The sequence below is a fragment of the Streptococcus timonensis genome, from assembly GCF_047460355.1.
GTDB lineage: Bacteria > Bacillota > Bacilli > Lactobacillales > Streptococcaceae > Streptococcus > Streptococcus timonensis_A.
Window position 1 is genome coordinate 162919 of sequence record NZ_JASHGL010000003.1, and the last position, 16209, is coordinate 179127.

At 38.0% G+C, this 16209-nt stretch carries 22 protein-coding genes; 19 read left to right on the plus strand and 3 right to left on the minus strand.

Features of this window, described 5'->3' with window-relative positions; genetic code table 11:
* Positions 1–4 precede the first annotated feature (4 nt).
* From QM941_RS05970 to rpmG, 4 genes are all read left to right on the plus strand, one after another.
* The gene (locus QM941_RS05970) at positions 5–1012 is read left to right on the plus strand and encodes an SPFH domain-containing protein (protein ID WP_414339681.1); all 1008 of its coding nucleotides are present in this window, start codon (positions 5–7) and stop codon (positions 1010–1012) included.
* A 2-nt stretch (positions 1013–1014) separates the two neighbouring features.
* On the plus strand, positions 1015–1215 hold the full coding sequence (locus QM941_RS05975) for a PTS ascorbate transporter subunit IIC (protein WP_000796543.1): 201 nt from the start codon (positions 1015–1017) through the stop codon (positions 1213–1215).
* A 148-nt stretch (positions 1216–1363) separates the two neighbouring features.
* Positions 1364–1546: a 50S ribosomal protein L32 gene (gene rpmF / locus QM941_RS05980; protein WP_221161331.1), complete on the plus strand. Its 183-nt coding sequence runs from the start codon at positions 1364–1366 to the stop codon at positions 1544–1546.
* Between the two features lie 15 nt (positions 1547–1561).
* The gene (rpmG, locus tag QM941_RS05985) at positions 1562–1711 is read left to right on the plus strand and encodes a 50S ribosomal protein L33 (RefSeq protein ID WP_001265622.1); all 150 of its coding nucleotides are present in this window, start codon (positions 1562–1564) and stop codon (positions 1709–1711) included.
* Positions 1712–1788: 77 nt separating this feature from the next.
* On the opposite strand, the gene QM941_RS05990 is transcribed toward rpmG, so the two are convergent.
* Positions 1789–1974, minus strand: coding sequence for a FanG protein (locus QM941_RS05990; RefSeq protein WP_414339683.1), 186 nt, complete (start codon positions 1972–1974; stop codon positions 1789–1791).
* Positions 1975–2002: 28 nt separating this feature from the next.
* Here QM941_RS05990 and QM941_RS05995 point away from each other — a divergent pair, with 28 nt between their 5' ends.
* The 13 genes from QM941_RS05995 to QM941_RS06055 all read left to right on the plus strand — a co-directional run bounded on the left by QM941_RS05995 (position 2003) and on the right by QM941_RS06055 (position 10870).
* Positions 2003–2617 (plus strand): CadD family cadmium resistance transporter, encoded by a 615-nt coding sequence (locus QM941_RS05995; protein WP_006152989.1) that lies wholly within the window; start codon positions 2003–2005, stop codon positions 2615–2617.
* An 11-nt stretch (positions 2618–2628) separates the two neighbouring features.
* On the plus strand, positions 2629–2967 hold the full coding sequence (cadX, locus tag QM941_RS06000; protein ID WP_153225139.1) for a Cd(II)/Zn(II)-sensing metalloregulatory transcriptional regulator CadX: 339 nt from the start codon (positions 2629–2631) through the stop codon (positions 2965–2967).
* A gap of 341 nt (positions 2968–3308) precedes the next feature.
* Entirely contained in the window at positions 3309–3548 is a 240-nt protein-coding gene (locus QM941_RS06005; RefSeq protein ID WP_070458724.1) for a GlsB/YeaQ/YmgE family stress response membrane protein, read from the plus strand.
* Positions 3549–3634: 86 nt separating this feature from the next.
* Entirely contained in the window at positions 3635–4198 is a 564-nt protein-coding gene (gene amaP / locus QM941_RS06010) for an alkaline shock response membrane anchor protein AmaP (RefSeq protein ID WP_414339685.1), read from the plus strand.
* An 11-nt stretch (positions 4199–4209) separates the two neighbouring features.
* Positions 4210–4380: a DUF2273 domain-containing protein gene (locus QM941_RS06015; protein WP_414339687.1), complete on the plus strand. Its 171-nt coding sequence runs from the start codon at positions 4210–4212 to the stop codon at positions 4378–4380.
* An 11-nt stretch (positions 4381–4391) separates the two neighbouring features.
* Positions 4392–5012, plus strand: a complete 621-nt coding sequence (locus QM941_RS06020; RefSeq protein WP_414339689.1) for an Asp23/Gls24 family envelope stress response protein — start codon at positions 4392–4394, stop codon at positions 5010–5012.
* 37 nt (positions 5013–5049) lie between these two features.
* Positions 5050–5256, plus strand: coding sequence for a CsbD family protein (locus QM941_RS06025; RefSeq protein ID WP_414339691.1), 207 nt, complete (start codon positions 5050–5052; stop codon positions 5254–5256).
* A 641-nt stretch (positions 5257–5897) separates the two neighbouring features.
* A complete protein-coding gene (locus tag QM941_RS06030) occupies positions 5898–6512 on the plus strand; it encodes a YesL family protein (RefSeq protein WP_414339693.1) in 615 nt (204 codons plus the stop codon).
* Positions 6478–8163 (plus strand): sensor histidine kinase, encoded by a 1686-nt coding sequence (locus QM941_RS06035; RefSeq protein WP_414339695.1) that lies wholly within the window; start codon positions 6478–6480, stop codon positions 8161–8163. The genes QM941_RS06030 and QM941_RS06035 overlap by 35 nt, the downstream gene beginning before the upstream one ends.
* Before the next feature lie 9 nt (positions 8164–8172).
* Positions 8173–9462, plus strand: coding sequence for a response regulator (locus QM941_RS06040; RefSeq protein WP_414339697.1), 1290 nt, complete (start codon positions 8173–8175; stop codon positions 9460–9462).
* Between the two features lie 57 nt (positions 9463–9519).
* The gene (locus QM941_RS06045) at positions 9520–10047 is read left to right on the plus strand and encodes an ABC transporter permease (protein ID WP_414339698.1); all 528 of its coding nucleotides are present in this window, start codon (positions 9520–9522) and stop codon (positions 10045–10047) included.
* 76 nt (positions 10048–10123) lie between these two features.
* Positions 10124–10588: a class Ib ribonucleoside-diphosphate reductase assembly flavoprotein NrdI gene (gene nrdI, locus QM941_RS06050; protein WP_414339700.1), complete on the plus strand. Its 465-nt coding sequence runs from the start codon at positions 10124–10126 to the stop codon at positions 10586–10588.
* 72 nt (positions 10589–10660) lie between these two features.
* Positions 10661–10870 (plus strand): hypothetical protein, encoded by a 210-nt coding sequence (locus QM941_RS06055; RefSeq protein ID WP_414339701.1) that lies wholly within the window; start codon positions 10661–10663, stop codon positions 10868–10870.
* A gap of 35 nt (positions 10871–10905) precedes the next feature.
* On the opposite strand, the gene QM941_RS06060 is transcribed toward QM941_RS06055, so the two are convergent.
* Entirely contained in the window at positions 10906–11154 is a 249-nt protein-coding gene (locus QM941_RS06060; RefSeq protein WP_414339703.1) for a MarR family transcriptional regulator, read from the minus strand.
* Positions 11155–11308: 154 nt separating this feature from the next.
* The gene (gene argS, locus QM941_RS06065; protein WP_414339705.1) at positions 11309–13000 is read right to left on the minus strand and encodes an arginine--tRNA ligase; all 1692 of its coding nucleotides are present in this window, start codon (positions 12998–13000) and stop codon (positions 11309–11311) included.
* A 144-nt stretch (positions 13001–13144) separates the two neighbouring features.
* Here argS and argR point away from each other — a divergent pair, with 144 nt between their 5' ends.
* Both argR and mutS read left to right on the plus strand, forming a co-directional pair.
* On the plus strand, positions 13145–13591 hold the full coding sequence (gene argR, locus QM941_RS06070) for an arginine repressor (RefSeq protein ID WP_414339707.1): 447 nt from the start codon (positions 13145–13147) through the stop codon (positions 13589–13591).
* 46 nt (positions 13592–13637) lie between these two features.
* Positions 13638–16172 (plus strand): DNA mismatch repair protein MutS, encoded by a 2535-nt coding sequence (mutS, locus tag QM941_RS06075; RefSeq protein WP_414339709.1) that lies wholly within the window; start codon positions 13638–13640, stop codon positions 16170–16172.
* Positions 16173–16209: the final 37 nt, after the last annotated feature.

Sequence of the window (16209 nt, forward strand, 5' to 3'; positions counted from 1 at the left end):
TCTGATGACTGAAAAACTAATCAATTCAAAACCAAATGGTATAGTAGCATTGATACTCATTGAGTTAGCACTCGTACTTGGTGTCTTTCTATTTATCATGGGTGCTGGTTCAGAAAACATTTTTGGAATTATTATCGGGCTTTTATTAACCTTAATTGCAGGTCTAGCTCATGCTGGTTTAAAAGTTGTCAAACCTCAGGAAGCCCTTGTATTAACCCTCTTTGGTAACTATACTGGGACTATCAAAGAACCTGGCTTTTATTTTGTCAATCCCTTTAGCATAGCGGTCAATCCTGCAATTCACACTCGACTTGGACAAAGTGGCGATGTTAGTACAAAGTCTTCTTTTTCAGGAATGAAATCATCAAATGGTAATGACGTAAACCTTGAAATTGGCAAGAAACAGATTTCCCTCAAAGTCATGACCTTGAGCAATTCTCGTCAAAAGATTAATGATTGCCTAGGGAACCCTGTTGAAATCGGAATCGCCGTTACTTGGAGAGTTGTCGATACAGCCAAAGCAGTCTTCAACGTTGATAACTACAAGGAATATCTTTCATTACAGTGTGATAGTGCACTCCGTAATATTGTCCGCATCTATCCTTACGATGTGTCTCCTAATGTGGATACTACAGGTGATGGGCAAGCCGACGAAGGTAGCCTTCGTGGTTCTAGCGAAATTGTAGCTAACCGTATTCGTGAAGAAATCCAAAGTCGTGTTGAGGATGCTGGCTTGGAAATCCTTGAGGCACGTATTACTTACCTAGCTTACGCTCCGGAAATTGCAGCTGTCATGCTTCAACGTCAACAAGCATCAGCCATTATTGATGCACGTAAGATGATTGTTGATGGCGCTGTAGGAATGGTTGAAATGGCACTAGAACGTCTCAATGAAGGAGAATTAGTAGAACTTGACGAAGAACGAAAAGCTGCTATGGTTTCAAATCTCCTAGTCGTTCTCTGTGGCAATCATGATGCACAACCAATTGTCAATGCAGGAAGCCTTTATTAGAAATGGCAGAAGCTAAAAAAAAGCAAATCCCCCTTCGACTCTCGAATAAGCTATACGCTGCACTCGCATCATGGGCAGAAGATGACTTTCGATCAGTCAACGGGCAAATTGAATATCTTCTTACAGAATGTGTCAAGCAACGGAAGAAAGACGGGAAATACGTCTCAGAAACCATTGATGAACCCTTCGAGATTGATATTTAATCTATTTTCCTATCCAGAACCTTGGATGGGAAAATTTTTTAATCTTTTTTTGTCAAGTAACTTTACTTTACAAAAAAGTTTTGATATACTATTGAAGTTGATGAAAATCAAACCTAATTGAATTTATATCTTAAAAGGAGAAATCAAAATGGCAGTACCTGCACGTCGCACTTCAAAAGCGAAGAAAAACAAACGTCGTACACATTACAAAGTAACAGCTCCAGCTGTAAACTTTGACGAAACTACTGGGGATTACTCACGTTCTCACCGTGTATCACTTAAAGGATACTACAAAGGACGTAAGATCGCTAAAGCTGCATCAGCTGAATAATAGAAGGGAGATACCATGCGCGTAAATATTACACTTGAACACAAAGAATCTGGTGAACGCTTGTACCTTACTTCTAAAAACAAACGTAACACTCCAGACCGTCTTCAATTGAAGAAATACTCACCAAAACTTCGCAAACACGTTGTGTTTACAGAAGTGAAGTAAGCATTCAATACGAATCAATACATAAGAGAAACGCTGATTTCAAGCGTTTTTTCTTTTTTCAATTTCAATACATTTCACTATATTTCAGTCCAAACTCTACCTTTTACTCTACCTTTTTTAGATAAATATATCATCTGGATATTGAAGTTAAGCCCTGCTATCATTTCGATGGCAGGGCTTTTTAATGTTTGGTACACTACCTTCTTATCTATATTTTGATGGAGCTGAAGTTGACATCTACAAAGTTTAATGTTAAAATACATTCAAAAATATATTTGAATGAGGTGTTTTATGGTTCAAAATGTTGTTACTTCAATAATCCTGTATTCTGGGACAGCCGTAGACTTACTTATTATCCTAATGTTATTTTTTGCCAAAAGAAAAAGCAGAAAAGACATCATTAACATCTATTTAGGACAATTTCTAGGCTCTGTTAGTCTAATATTGCTAAGTTTACTTTTTGCATTTGTCTTAAATTATATTCCTAGTAAAGAGATTTTAGGTTTGCTCGGTTTGATTCCAATTTTCCTAGGACTCAAAGTTTTGCTTTTAGGAGATTCTGATGGAGAAGCTATTGCAAAAGATGGTTTGCGCAAAGATGATAAAAACCTGATTTTTCTAGTCGCTATGATTACTTTTGCAAGTTGTGGTGCTGACAATATTGGTGTTTTTGTCCCATATTTTATTACCTTAAATTTAGCGAATTTGATAGTGGCTTTACTTACCTTTCTAGTCATGATTTATCTCTTGGTTTTTTCTGCCCAAAAATTGGCACAAGTCCCTTCTGTTGGAGAAACTTTGGAGAAATATAGCAGATGGTTTATTGCCGTTGTTTATTTAGGATTGGGGATGTATATCCTGATTGAAAACAACAGCTTTGATATGCTAAGGACTGTGTTCGGCTAGGAGAAAAAATTATGAAAAAAGATAGTATCTGCCAAGTGAATATTATAAATCAACAAAATGTTACAACCGCAACGAACTACCTTGAAAAGGAAAAAGTCCAAAAATCACTTCGTATTTTATCAAAGTTTACCGATAATAAACAGATAAATATCATCTTTTATCTCCTTGCTGTTGAAGAACTCTGTGTCTGTGATATAGCCTGTTTACTAGATCTCAGTATGGCATCTGCATCCCACCATCTTCGTAAACTAGCCAATCAAAACATTTTGGATACTAGAAGAGAGGGGAAAATTATATATTATTTTATAAAAGATGAGGAAATCAGAGATTTTTTTAATCAACTAGGATAACAACTATTTTTACTACTTTACCATTCACTCTACCTTTTATTATGTAGCATTCTAAAAACATTGATGTACCAACGTTTCTAACAGCTAAAATAGAAATTATTTAATCTTTTTATAGAAGTGAAGTAAGCATTCAATACGAATCAATACATAAGAAAAGCGTTCTAGTCATAATGTCTAGAGCGTTTTTGTGTTGTTTTGAAAAATAGACATTTTATTAAAGCATATATTCGCGAGCATATAATTTGTGTGCGCTCTCATATTATGATATACTGAATGCAATCAAAAGAAATTTCGTGAATATAAAGAACAGTCTTTTGATAAAAAAAGAAAGGAGGCCCGTTATGTTGTGGTCCATTATTGTAGGAGGCTTTATCGGTCTCGCTGCAGGTGCAATCACTAAAAAAGGTGGTTCAATGGGAATTATTGCAAATATTTTTGCCGGTTTAATTGGGTCATCCGTCGGTCAATCGCTTTTTGGGACATGGGGACCTTCTCTAGCGGGAATGTCAATTATTCCATCGATTGCTGGTGCGGTGATTGTTGTCGCTGTAGTATCATTCTTTTTGGGTAAAAAAGGTTAACTTTTTACTCAATCATAAACTATAGATTTAAATTTAGTATTGACGGGTAAACCTATAGTTTAGTGTTTTAATTGAAAGGATTTTATATGTCAAAATCAAAGAAAATAGTATTACTTATTTTCTGTATTTTAATCTTGACAATTTTCCTTCCTATTTTGATAGATTACCACCAGGTTAGTGATTTAGGGATTCAATTGACTAGCTGGCGACAGACATCATTTGAATATTATATCGCTAGATATGTATTTTGGGGGATTCTAGGCCTGTCTATCTTCGTTTTATTATGGATGTTAGTAATCCTGTTTTATCCTAGACAATATCTGGAAATAAAACTTGGAACTAAAGACGATAAATTAAAACTAAAAAATTCAGCTATTGAAGGGTTTGTTCGATGTTTATTGGATGAACACAAGATGGTTAAAAATCCCAAAATTCAGGTACATACTCGGAAAAAGAAATGTTTCGTTTATGTAGAAGGTACAGCTGTTCTTTCAGATAACATTGCTAACAAATTTGAAGTAGTTCAAAACGAAATTACTCAAGGATTGAAAGAATTCTTTGGCATTGATCGAGAGGTTAAACTGGAAGTTTCAGTGAGAGAATATGACCCTCAAAAAGCAGCTAAGAAAATTGTTAGTCGTGTAAAGTAAGGAAGTAAAAAATGGAATGGTTTAAAAAATATCAATACCCAATTCTATGTGGTGTAGTAGGTGTTATTCTAGCCTGCTTCATCTTATCCTTTGGTTTCTTTAAAACATTGTTCGTTTTAATCTGTGGAGCCTTAGGAATTGGATTCGGATACTATGTACAGAAAAATTATTTAAATAAATAAAGGAGTTTCATATGTCAAACGTAGAAAATAATGTAACTGAAAAAAAAGATGTTGTTGTTTCTAAAGATGTTCGTGGAGAATTAACTTACGAAAATAAGGTTATTCAAAAAATTATCGGTCTTTCACTAGATAGAGTCCCAGGACTATTACATGTGGACGGCGGATTCTTCTCAAATCTTACAGAAAAACTTGTTAATACTAACGATGTAACACACGGTGTTAACGTTGAAGTTGGTAAAGAACAAGTAGCAGTTGACTTGAACGTTATCGTAGAGTACAGAAAAAATGTTCCAACTCTATATAAGGAAATCAAAGATGTTATCGTATCAGAAGTTGCGAAAATGACTGATCTAGAAGTAGTTGAAGTTAACGTTAATGTTGTTGACATCAAAACTAAAGAACAACATGAAGCAGACTCAGTTAGCCTTCAAGATCGTGTAACTGACGTGGCAGAATCAACAGGCGAGTTCGCGTCAGAACAATTTTCTAGAGTGAAAGCTGGAATCGGTTCAGGTGTTGCAGTAGCACAAGAAAAACTTGGCGAAGGCGCTGAATTCGTTCAAGAAAAAGTTGGCCAAGGCGTTGAAACTGTTAAAGATGCTGCAGTTCAAGCTAAACCACGTGTACAATAATTTATAATTTAGAAAAAAATAAAAGGAGGACATACATATGTCTACAGAAGAAAAATTCAATCAAGCAGCAGGTGCTATCAAAGAAGGCGTTGGTAAATTGGTAGGCGACAAAGAACTTGAAAGCGAAGGAGCAACAGAAAAAGTTGTTTCTAAAGTTAAAGAAGTTGCTGAAGATGCAAAAGATGCTGTAGAAGGTGTCGTTGAAGGTGTTAAAAACATGCTTCATAAAGATGATGCTAAATAATTAAATTTAGGTAATCTTGCTATTTTTCTCGAAAACACTCCCAGTTAGGGGGTGTTTTTGTTATTCGTTTTTATCAATGCACGTTTTATAGAGAAAAAAGAATACAGGACAAACAAATTCCTGTATTCTTAAAATAACTTAGAACAGATATGATAATGATATGACTAACATGATTATAGTGCAAATTATTTTTACGATTTTTACATATTGTTGTTTGAACAATTTATCAGAGAAAAGACTCAATACAAGTGCAACCCAAAACAAAGTAGTTCTTAAAATAAAAATAGTCATGAGTCATACTCCTTTCGTTATTTTGTTAATCCAGTAAATAAGTTGAATAGTAATTATCTAATTTTCTAATTTTCAAACATATCCATCTGCCCTGGTAAAGCCTTTGTTCTTTGATTATTAATCGGTATCTCTATCTATCTTAATTATAGTACAAATATCCTTATTAAACCAATAAATGTAATTTTTTTATAGTTTGGTGTTTGTACACTTTTGACAAGGATGGCACCTACTCCAAACTTACTCATAAAAAGGTAGTGAGTTAAAATCTCCCTACCTTTTTTCTGTTCCGCTTTTTGAGAGCGCTTGAAATATGTTATAATAAAACTAGATTAAATTTTTGGAGGAAAACCGTGGGAAATTTTCTTGAGCTGGTCTTTCATCGTTTCTTTTTAGGGATGCTTGCCACAGCTTGTTTTTGGTTATTGACACTGGCAGGAGGTGTGTTTTTTGGACTTGCACCAGCTAGTGCAACTCTCATGAGTTTATATGCAGAGCATGGTTATTCCTATCGCTCATATAGTTTTAAAGAAGCTTGGGAGCTCTACAAGAGTAACTTTGTTAAGAGCAATGTGACCTTTTACACCTTTTTAATTATAGGTTTAGTCTTGATATATGGTTTATATCTCATGGTGCAATTACCCAACCAGACCATTTTACACTTAGTCGCAACATTTTTGAATATCATTGTAGTAGCACTGGTCTTTTTAGCCTATACCGTTTCTCTGAAATTGCAGGTTTATTTCGAACTTTCATATAGAAACACCCTAAAGCTTGCCTTTATCGGGATTTTTATGAGTTTAAGTGCCATGGCTAAGGTTCTTTTGGGAAGCGTCTTGTTGGTAATTATTGGCTACTATATGCCAGCTCTGGTCTTCTTTGTAGGGATTGGTATGTGGCATTTCTTTATTAGTGATTTATTGGAGCCTGTTTATGAAAGTATTCACGAAAAACTGGCCGACAAATAAGACCAAGCAGTTTCGTCTTCACTCGCTGCTAAGGATTTATATCTTGGTCATGATTGTTGTCATTTCCAGCTTTGCCCTTATGCTTTCCTATGCAGACTGGGATGGGCGTGAAAAAGAAGCTAATCGGGTAGCTCAACGTGTTTTGGCTCGAACCGTTAATGAAGTTGAGTATTATTATCGGGAATCAGCCCGCCTTGCTCAAAGTTTAGTAGAAAATCAAGCGCGGATAGAGGGGATTTACAAATACTTTAGCCTTAGTACGCCTGATTATTTTTACTGGCAGTTGGAGCGCAAGGCATCTCCCTATATCTCAGTATCCATTTATGAAAATATTGATGACCTTTATGTACGAAATGATTTTGTAACGGGTGTCGCCATTGTCTTGCAGGATTCGACGGAAGTTTTTGTGTCTCGAAGAGATAATCGAAGTGGTGAGAAAGTTTCAGCTGAGGATTTCAAGCCAGATGCCAATAGTTTTGCCATTCCTGTGTCGGATCCGGTTTCCGACCAAGCTCTTGGGGTTATCTATATTTCTTTACCACCTGAGGTTTTATACAAGGCCATAGATAACACCAGAGGCACGGTTCCTATCGCGGTGACAATAACGTCGCCTTTTGAAACGGATATGTTTCATTTAGGACAAAAAGGGCCAGATGAAGATTGGTTGGTGGGAATCACTTCGCATGCTTATCAAGTCCAGGTTGCTGTCCCTAAGGACTATGTGTTAAAGGGAAGTTTGACTAGTTCAGGACTGATTTTAGGTTTGAGTGCCCTCTTTGTCTTTATATTGTATCTTACCCTGAAAAGGACATTTTCTGACTATCAAGATCAAGTTGTAGACTTGGTAGACTCCCTTGAAGCCATTGCTATGGGAGAACAGACCAAGAGAGTTGATACTTCTAAAAAGGATCAAGAGTTGCTTCTTATTGCCGAAACAACCAATGATATGTTGGACCGATTGGAGAAAAATATCCATGATATCTATCAACTTGAACTAAGCCAAAAAGATGCCAATATGCGTGCTCTTCAAGCTCAGATTAACCCTCATTTTATGTATAATACTCTTGAGTTTTTGCGGATGTACGCTGTCATGGAAAATCAGAATGAACTGGCAGATATCATCTATGAATTTAGTAGTCTGCTACGCAACAATATTTCAGACGAACGAGAGACAACTCTTAAGCAAGAAGTAGAATTTTGTCGGAAATATAGCTATCTCTGTATGGTTCGTTATCCTAAGTCCATTGCTTATGGCTTTAAGATAGATCCAGGACTAGAGGAGATGAGGATTCCTAAATTTACTCTCCAACCACTAGTGGAAAATTATTTTGTCCACGGGGTTGATCATAAACGCAATGATAATGTAATCAGTATTAAAGCCTTGAGGAGAGAAGGCTATGTTGAGATTTTAGTGGTGGATAATGGACGTGGGATGTCTGCTGAGAAGTTAGCCGAAATCCAAGCTAAGTTAGCCCAAAGGACCTTTGAGCATACAATGGATTACAGTGCAAAACGTCAATCTATTGGCATCGTCAATGTTCATGAGCGCTTTGTGCTCTATTTTGGGGATCGTTATCAAATCAGTGTCGAATCGAGTGAACAAGAAGGTGTACAATATCGAATTACCATTCAAGATGAGGAGAAAGGTTGAACAGTAAACATGTATAAAGTACTATTAGTAGACGATGAGTACATGATCACGGAAGGACTCAAGCGTTTGATTCCTTTCGAACAATGGGATATGGAAGTCGTCGCAACTGCTAATCATGCGGATGACGCCCTTGACTACGTTCGAGAACATCCTGTGGATATCGTCATATCTGATGTCAATATGCCTGATAAGACAGGTCTTGAGATGATTCATGAAATGAAGGATTTATTACCCAATGCCTACTATATCATGCTGTCAGGATACCAAGAATTTGACTATGTCAAAAAGGCCATGAACCTCAGCGTGGTTGATTATCTGGTTAAACCAGTTGATAAGGTCGAATTGGGTAATCTACTTGAAAAAATTGCAAGTCAGCTAGGTGAAAAGACTGGGGAGCCCTTGGTATTAAGTCAAACACTGGATGAAGCAACTCTTCTTGGGCACTTGTCTCATAAAGAAAACTGGTGGATTGGACTGTCAAAGGACAAGGAGGGTGATTTCATCATTCCTTATTATATCCTCGGACAGGAGTGGCAGATTGTAATTGCCAGTCAGGAATTTGAAGGCCTCTTGGTCTTGCCTTTTGAGGAACCGTATCAAGAGAATTTTGAAAAATGGAAGATAAATGTCGAAAAGGCGCTATTCTATGGAACTGTTAATTTAGATCAGTCTGAAAGTCTTTTTTCTTACTATGAACCCATCTATCGAGTAATTATCCAAGGAAATCTCCAGCAGATTATCGATGAGTTAACCTTGCTAGAGAAGATTGTCCTAGAAAACACACCTAGAGTATCCATCACCAAGCAGTTGTTTACCCAGTTTGTAATGGACGTTTTCCATCTCTTTGAGCATTTAAAAGCAGATGATATGACTGATATTGTCAAGCGGATTCATGCCATCACCGATTTCGAGGACTTAGTAGCCTATATCAAGGAAACACTGACTTCTTTCTTTGGCCAGTATCGAATGAATGAAAATGTAGTCAGCGTTTTGGAAGTAATTGGTAGAGACTACAAAAAAGAGCTTTCTTTGAAGGATATCAGCAAGGATCTCTTTATCAATCCAGTCTATCTAGGTCAGCTAATTAAAAAGGAAACCAACTCAACTTTTGCAGAGTTGCTCAATAAGCAACGAATCAAGGCAGCACAGCAACTCCTGTTATCAACCAATGATAGTATTGAGGATATTTGCTACACTGTCGGATACAGCAATGTCGGTTATTTCTATAAGGTTTTCCGAAAACTATGTGGTAAGTCACCTAAGGCTTATCGTAAGCAGGTTGAGTCTAGCCTAGAGTAATTGTTTTACATCTTGAAATATGCTATACTTATAAAAAATGATGAGGAGTTTATTACGATGAAAAAGAAACCAATCTATCTTTGGATTTTACTAATCTTGTCGGCTCTACTTTCAGTTATGTCTTTATTTGGAGTTTTATCTCCAGTTCCAACGGCAGAAAGTATGAATGGTCTTGAGGGGTCGAGCGTAGAGGCAACTTATGCTAAGGACCTCATTGCTTACACTATTAAAGTATCGGAGCATGCCCATTCGATTTTCAATATTCTGTTGGTTGTTGTATCAGTCATTCTAGTGATTGTTGCTTTGGTATTTCTTGTACGTCAAAATGTCCAATTGGCTAATTATACTTATGTCGGTTACCTTTTGGTTGCCATTATTGGGTCTATCTACAACTTTATGGGAGTTCAAGATGCGCTTGTTCTCTTCACAGACCCAACAATCCGTATGAGCGCAGAGATTGGTGCTAAAGGTGCAGCTGTCGTTGGAATTGTCATGAATGTAATATTCTTAGCTCTTGTTTTCTATAAAATCTGGCGTCAACAAAAGGATTTGCTTGAAGAAACAGAAGTGGAAGAAGTCGTTTAAAAGTTGACAAACAATAACTATCAAGATACAATCTTGGTAGTTATTTTTATTGGATAAAGCAAAGAATGAGGTAGATATGAAAAAAATTTCATTAGTTTATATCAGTTTAAGTGGCAATACAGAAAGTTTCGTGACACGCCTGAAAACCTATCTTTTAGAGCAGTATAAAAACATTGAGATTGAAAAGATTGATATCAAAGAGCTGGTTAAGGAAGGTCAGGAATTCTATGAAATGTCGAATCCTTTTGTCACTTTTTTACCAACTTATTTAGAAGGTGGGAATGGTGTTGACAATGGAGATGTAGAAATCTTAACGACTCCTGTAGGTGATTTTATCGCCTATGGTGACAATGCTAGTAAGTGTTTTGGTGTTGTAGGGTCCGGCAACCGTAATTTCAATAACCAATACTGTCTAACTGCAAAACAATACAGTCAACGCTTTGGATTTCCTGTACTAGCTGATTTTGAAATGCGTGGTATGTTGGGAGATATCAAGAAGGTTGCAGGCATTATTGCAGAGCTCTACGAACTTGAGGTTTAATAAGAGGTATATTTTCTAAGCTAGAATGTTAGCCTATGGATCGTAGAATTATTTCAAAAGAGAACAGTTCAAATGAGTAAATTACAGAGATCATTTTTAAAGTATATAAAACGCAAACCAAGCTTCAAGGATATTATCCTATGCAGTGCTTTGCTACTATTAGCGATTGCTCTGCTACTGTTCTCTGAGAAAATTTTTGATGAAAATGTAGCACCAGTTGGAACCATGGTATCCTTAGGGATTGTTATCCTGGTAGGAATCTTAGCTGTCAGAAGAAAGTAAAAAGACTCGAGAATTTTACATCTCGAGTCTTTTTGTTATTTGCGAATTTCGTCAACGATTTCTTTTGCAATTGGAATTCCTAAACGGTAACCTTTGTTGATGTAGTCAATGACATCATTGATGTTTTCTGTCGATTGGATTTTCTCTGTGATAGTTGCACGAAAAACTGGATCTTTCAATAGTTGGTCTTGAAGCAGTCTTTGAAGTCTCTCTTTTTCGTATTTATTGACAAGAAATAGAAAAACAAGACTGATAACAACTAAGATATAAGCGTATTGGCTCATAAAAATTCTCCCTAGGTGATAAAGAAGTAGGTGGTAAGATAAAAGTAATTTTTTTTATTTTTCGAGTGATAGTACTGTAAGCGCCTAGCCAAAGTCCGAATAGGATTTGGCGTTAGTTACTTAGATTGCTTTGCAATCAAGTAACTTTGGCGAGTTACATCTTCTCTGGCGCCTCTACACCCAACAGACGAAGCGCTTCTTTGAGGACAACTGCTGTTGCATAGCTAAGGGCTAGACGGCTGTCACGTTCTGGACTTTCATCTAAGATACGAGTGTGGGCATAGTATTTATTAAAGGCTTGAGCTAAGCTGATTGCAAATTTAGCGATGATAGAAGGCTCGTAGTTATCAGCTGCACGTTTAATGATACGTGGGAAGTCTTGGATGAGCTTAATGATTTCCCAACTTTCAGCGTCGTTCAAGCTATAGTTGGCACCTGCTTCAGGTTTGAAATCAGCTTTACGTAAGATAGATTGGATACGAGCATAGGCATATTGAACATAAGGACCTGTCTCTCCTTCAAAGGATACCATGGCTTCAAGGTCGAAGTCATAGCCATTTGTACGGTCAGTTTTAAGGTCATAGAATTTAATGGCCCCAACTCCAACAGCATGAGCGACCTGGTCTTTGTTTTCAAGTTCTGGATTTTTGGCTTCGATCTGCGCTTTAGCACGGCTGATGGCTTCTGCAACAGTTGGTTCTAGCAAGATAACATTCCCTTTACGAGTAGAAAGTTTTTTCCCTTCTTTTGTAACCAAGCCAAAAGGAACATGGACAATGTCTTTGCTCCAATCGTAACCCATTTCTTGCAAGACAGCCTTGAGTTGTTTGAAGTGAGCAGATTGTTCTTGACCAACGACATAGATAGATTTGGCAAATTGGTACTCGTTTTTACGGTAGAGGGCCGCAGCTAAGTCACGCGTGATGTATAGAGTTGCACCGTCAGATTTCTTGATAAGAGCTGGGTGTTCAATACCATACTTTTCAAGATTGACAACTTGGGCACCTTCTGACTCGACAAGCAATCCTTTTTCAGAAAGGATGTCTACAACTGCATCCATTTTATCATTGTAGAAAGCTTCTCCGTTATAGCTATCGAATTCAACTTGTAACTCATTGTAAAGACGGTTAAACTCTACCAAGCTTTCATCGCGGAACCATTGCCAAAGAGCGAGAGCTTCCTCATCGCCGTTTTCAAGTTTGCGGAACCATTCGCGTGCTTCTTCATCCAAACTTGGATCATTCTCAGCTTCAGCATTGATGCGGACATAGAGCTTGAGGAGTTCATCGATTGGATGAGCTTTGACAGCTTCTTCATTACCCCATTTTTTGTAGGCAACAATCAACATCCCAAACTGTTTGCCCCAGTCTCCCAAGTGGTTGACTTTGACAGTTTTATAGCCGATTTTTTGGAAGATATGTGACAAGCTATCTCCGATAACTGTTGAACGAAGGTGACCGATTGAAAATGGTTTTGCGATATTAGGGCTAGACATGTCAATGACAACATTTTCTTGATTGCCAATCTCTTGGTCAGCGTAGTGCTCTTTTTCAGTGATAACGTTTTGTAGAACTTGACCAGAAATGGCAGCCTTATCAAGGAAGAAGTTGACGTAAGGACCTGTTGCTACAACCTTATCAAAAGCTTGGCTATTGATCTTTTCAGCGACGTCAGCAGCAATCATTTGAGGAGCTTTACGTTCAACCTTTGCCAATGAGAAGGCAGGGAAGGCGATATCTCCCATATCTGAGTTTTTAGGTGTTTCTAGTAAATTTAAAATAGCCTCTTGGTCCAGGCTATCAATGACGCTAGCCAACTCGCTAGCAATCAATTCTTTTGTATTCATTTAAGGCTCCTTTAGGGCTTTTCTACTATTCTATCACAAATTTAAGGAAAGACGAAAATTTTTTTGAAATATGCAGTTTTTTTGGTATAATGTTCTTGCTAAACAAATGCAAAATGTAAATAAATATTCATTTGAGAGGATGTTATGAGAAAAAAAGATCGTCATTCGCTGATTAAGCAGATGATTACGGAAGAAAAACTAGGGACTCAAAAGGAAATTCAAGATCGTTTAGAGGCTCGGAATGTCTTTGTAACCCAAACAACCTTATCACGAGATTTACGAGAAATCGGCTTGACCAAAGTTAAGAAAAATGACATGGTCTACTATGTCTTGGCCAATGAGACAGACAAAATTGACTTGGTTGAATTCCTTTCACATCATCTTGAAGGTGTAGCGAGAGCGGAATTTACTTTAGTTCTCCATACAAAACTTGGAGAAGCTGCGGTATTAGCAAATGTAGTAGATTCAAATAAAGATGGTAGGATCTTAGGTACAGTTGCTGGAGCGAATACCCTTTTGGTAATCTGTAAGGATCAACATGCAGCTAAAGTCATGGAAGAACGCTTGCTAGAGTTAATGGAAGATAGATAAGGTCTTGAGAGCTTCTCTCAGGACTGTTTTTACAAGGAGAGAGTAAATGACTACTGAAAAATTATCACCTGGTATGCAACAGTATGTGGATATCAAAAAACAATATCCAGATGCTTTTTTGCTTTTTCGCATGGGTGATTTTTATGAGTTGTTTTATGAAGATGCCGTCAATGCCGCTCAGATTCTAGAGATTTCGTTGACCAGTCGCAATAAAAATGCTGAAAATCCGATTCCTATGGCAGGTGTACCCTATCATTCTGCCCAACAGTACATAGATGTCCTCGTTGAGCGTGGCTACAAGGTTGCCATTGCTGAACAGATGGAAGACCCTAAGCAAGCTGTTGGTGTTGTTAAGCGTGAGGTTGTTCAAGTCATTACACCAGGTACAGTGGTTGATAGTAGTAAGCCAGATAGCCACAATAACTTTTTGGTAGCTATTGACCGTGATGAGTCTCGATATGGTCTAGCCTACATGGATTTGGTAACAGGTGATTTTTATGTGACAGGCTTATCTGATTTTACGCTAGTCTGTGGTGAAATTCGAAATCTAAAGGCCAGAGAAGTGGTGATTGGCTACGACTTGTCTGAAGTGGAAGAACAGATTCTCAGTTGTCAAATGAATCTAGTGCTTTCCTATGAACAAGAAACATACGAAGACGTTCATCTGTTGGATTCAAGATTGGCAACTGTTGAAGGAGCAGCTAGTGGGAAACTTCTTCAGTATGTTCATCGGACGCAGATGAGAGAGTTGAATCACTTAAAACCTGTTATTCGTTATGAAATCAAAGATTTCTTGCAGATGGATTTTGCGACCAAGGCTAGTCTTGATTTGGTTGAAAATGCTCGCTCAGGTAAGAAACAAGGGAGTCTGTTCTGGTTGCTTGATGAGACCAAGACTGCAATGGGTATGCGTCTTCTACGTTCTTGGATTCAACGTCCCTTGATTGATAAGGACCGTATTTTAGAACGTCAGGAGGTTGTTCAGATTTTCCTAGACTATTTCTTTGAGCGCAGTGATTTAACAGAAAGTCTCAAGGGAGTCTACGATATCGAGCGTCTGGCCAGTCGAGTGTCTTTTGGAAAAAGTAATCCTAAAGATCTCTTGCAATTAGCGACTACCTTGGGAAGTGTTCCACGAATTCGCGCCATTTTAGAAGGAATGGAGCAACCAGCTCTAGCTTATCTGATTGAACAACTAGATGCTATCCCAGAGTTGGAAAATCTCATTAGTGCAGCTATTGCTCCTGAGGCTCCCCACGTGATTACCGAAGGTGGTATTATCCGAACGGGCTTTGATGAGACCTTGGATAAATACCGCCGTGTGCTGAGAGAAGGGACTAGCTGGATTGCTGAGATCGAGGCTAAGGAAAGAGAAAACTCTGGCATCAATACTCTCAAGATTGACTACAATAAAAAAGACGGCTACTATTTCCATGTAACCAACTCGCAGCTAGGTAACGTACCAGCCCACTTTTTCCGCAAGGCTACGCTGAAAAACTCTGAGCGATTTGGGACAGAGGAATTGGCGCGTATCGAGGGAGAAATGCTAGAGGCGCGTGAGAAATCAGCAAACCTAGAATACGAAATCTTTATGCGTATTCGTGAAGAGGTTGGCAAGTATATCCAACGCCTACAGGCTCTGGCTCAAGGAATCGCCACTGTCGATGTCTTGCAAGGTTTGGCAGTGGTTGCAGAAAAACAGCACCTAATTCGACCAGAGTTTGGACAAGATTCTAGAATTGATATCCAAAATGGTCGCCACGCTGTTGTTGAAAAGGTTATGGGAGCGCAGACCTATATTCCGAACAGTATCCAAATGGATGAAGCTACCAGTATCCAGCTGATTACAGGACCTAACATGAGCGGTAAGTCAACTTATATGCGCCAGTTAGCGATAACAGCAATTATGGCTCAGATGGGTTCTTATGTCCCTGCAGAAAGTGCTCGACTGCCAATTTTTGATGCAATTTTTACCCGTATCGGAGCGGCAGATGACTTGGTTTCAGGTCAGTCTACCTTTATGGTAGAGATGATGGAAGCTAATAATGCCATTAGTCATGCGACAAAGAATTCATTAATTCTTTTTGATGAGTTAGGACGCGGGACCGCAACTTATGATGGTATGGCTCTAGCCCAGTCTATTATCGAGTATATCCATGAGCATATTGGTGCCAAGACTCTCTTTGCAACGCACTACCATGAATTAACCAGTCTGGAAGCTAGTCTTGAACATCTAGTAAATGTACATGTGGCTACGCTTGAGCAAAATGGTCAGGTCACTTTCCTTCATAAGATTGAACCAGGTCCAGCAGACAAATCGTACGGTATTCACGTTGCTAAGATTGCAGGATTGCCAGCAGACTTGCTAAAAAGAGCGGATGCGATTCTAACTCAACTAGAGAGCCAAGGTCAGGAAAATCCAATTTCTATCAATCAAAGGAATGTTGTCAATGAGCAAATGTCTCTCTTTGATGAAAAAGAAGAAAATCCTATCCTAGCAGAATTGGCCCAAGTAGATGTGTACAATATGACACCGATGCAAGCCATGAATCTCTTATTAGAGCTGAAACAAAAATTATAAGTCAAAAACCCACTCACAAAACGGAGTGGGTTTTTAG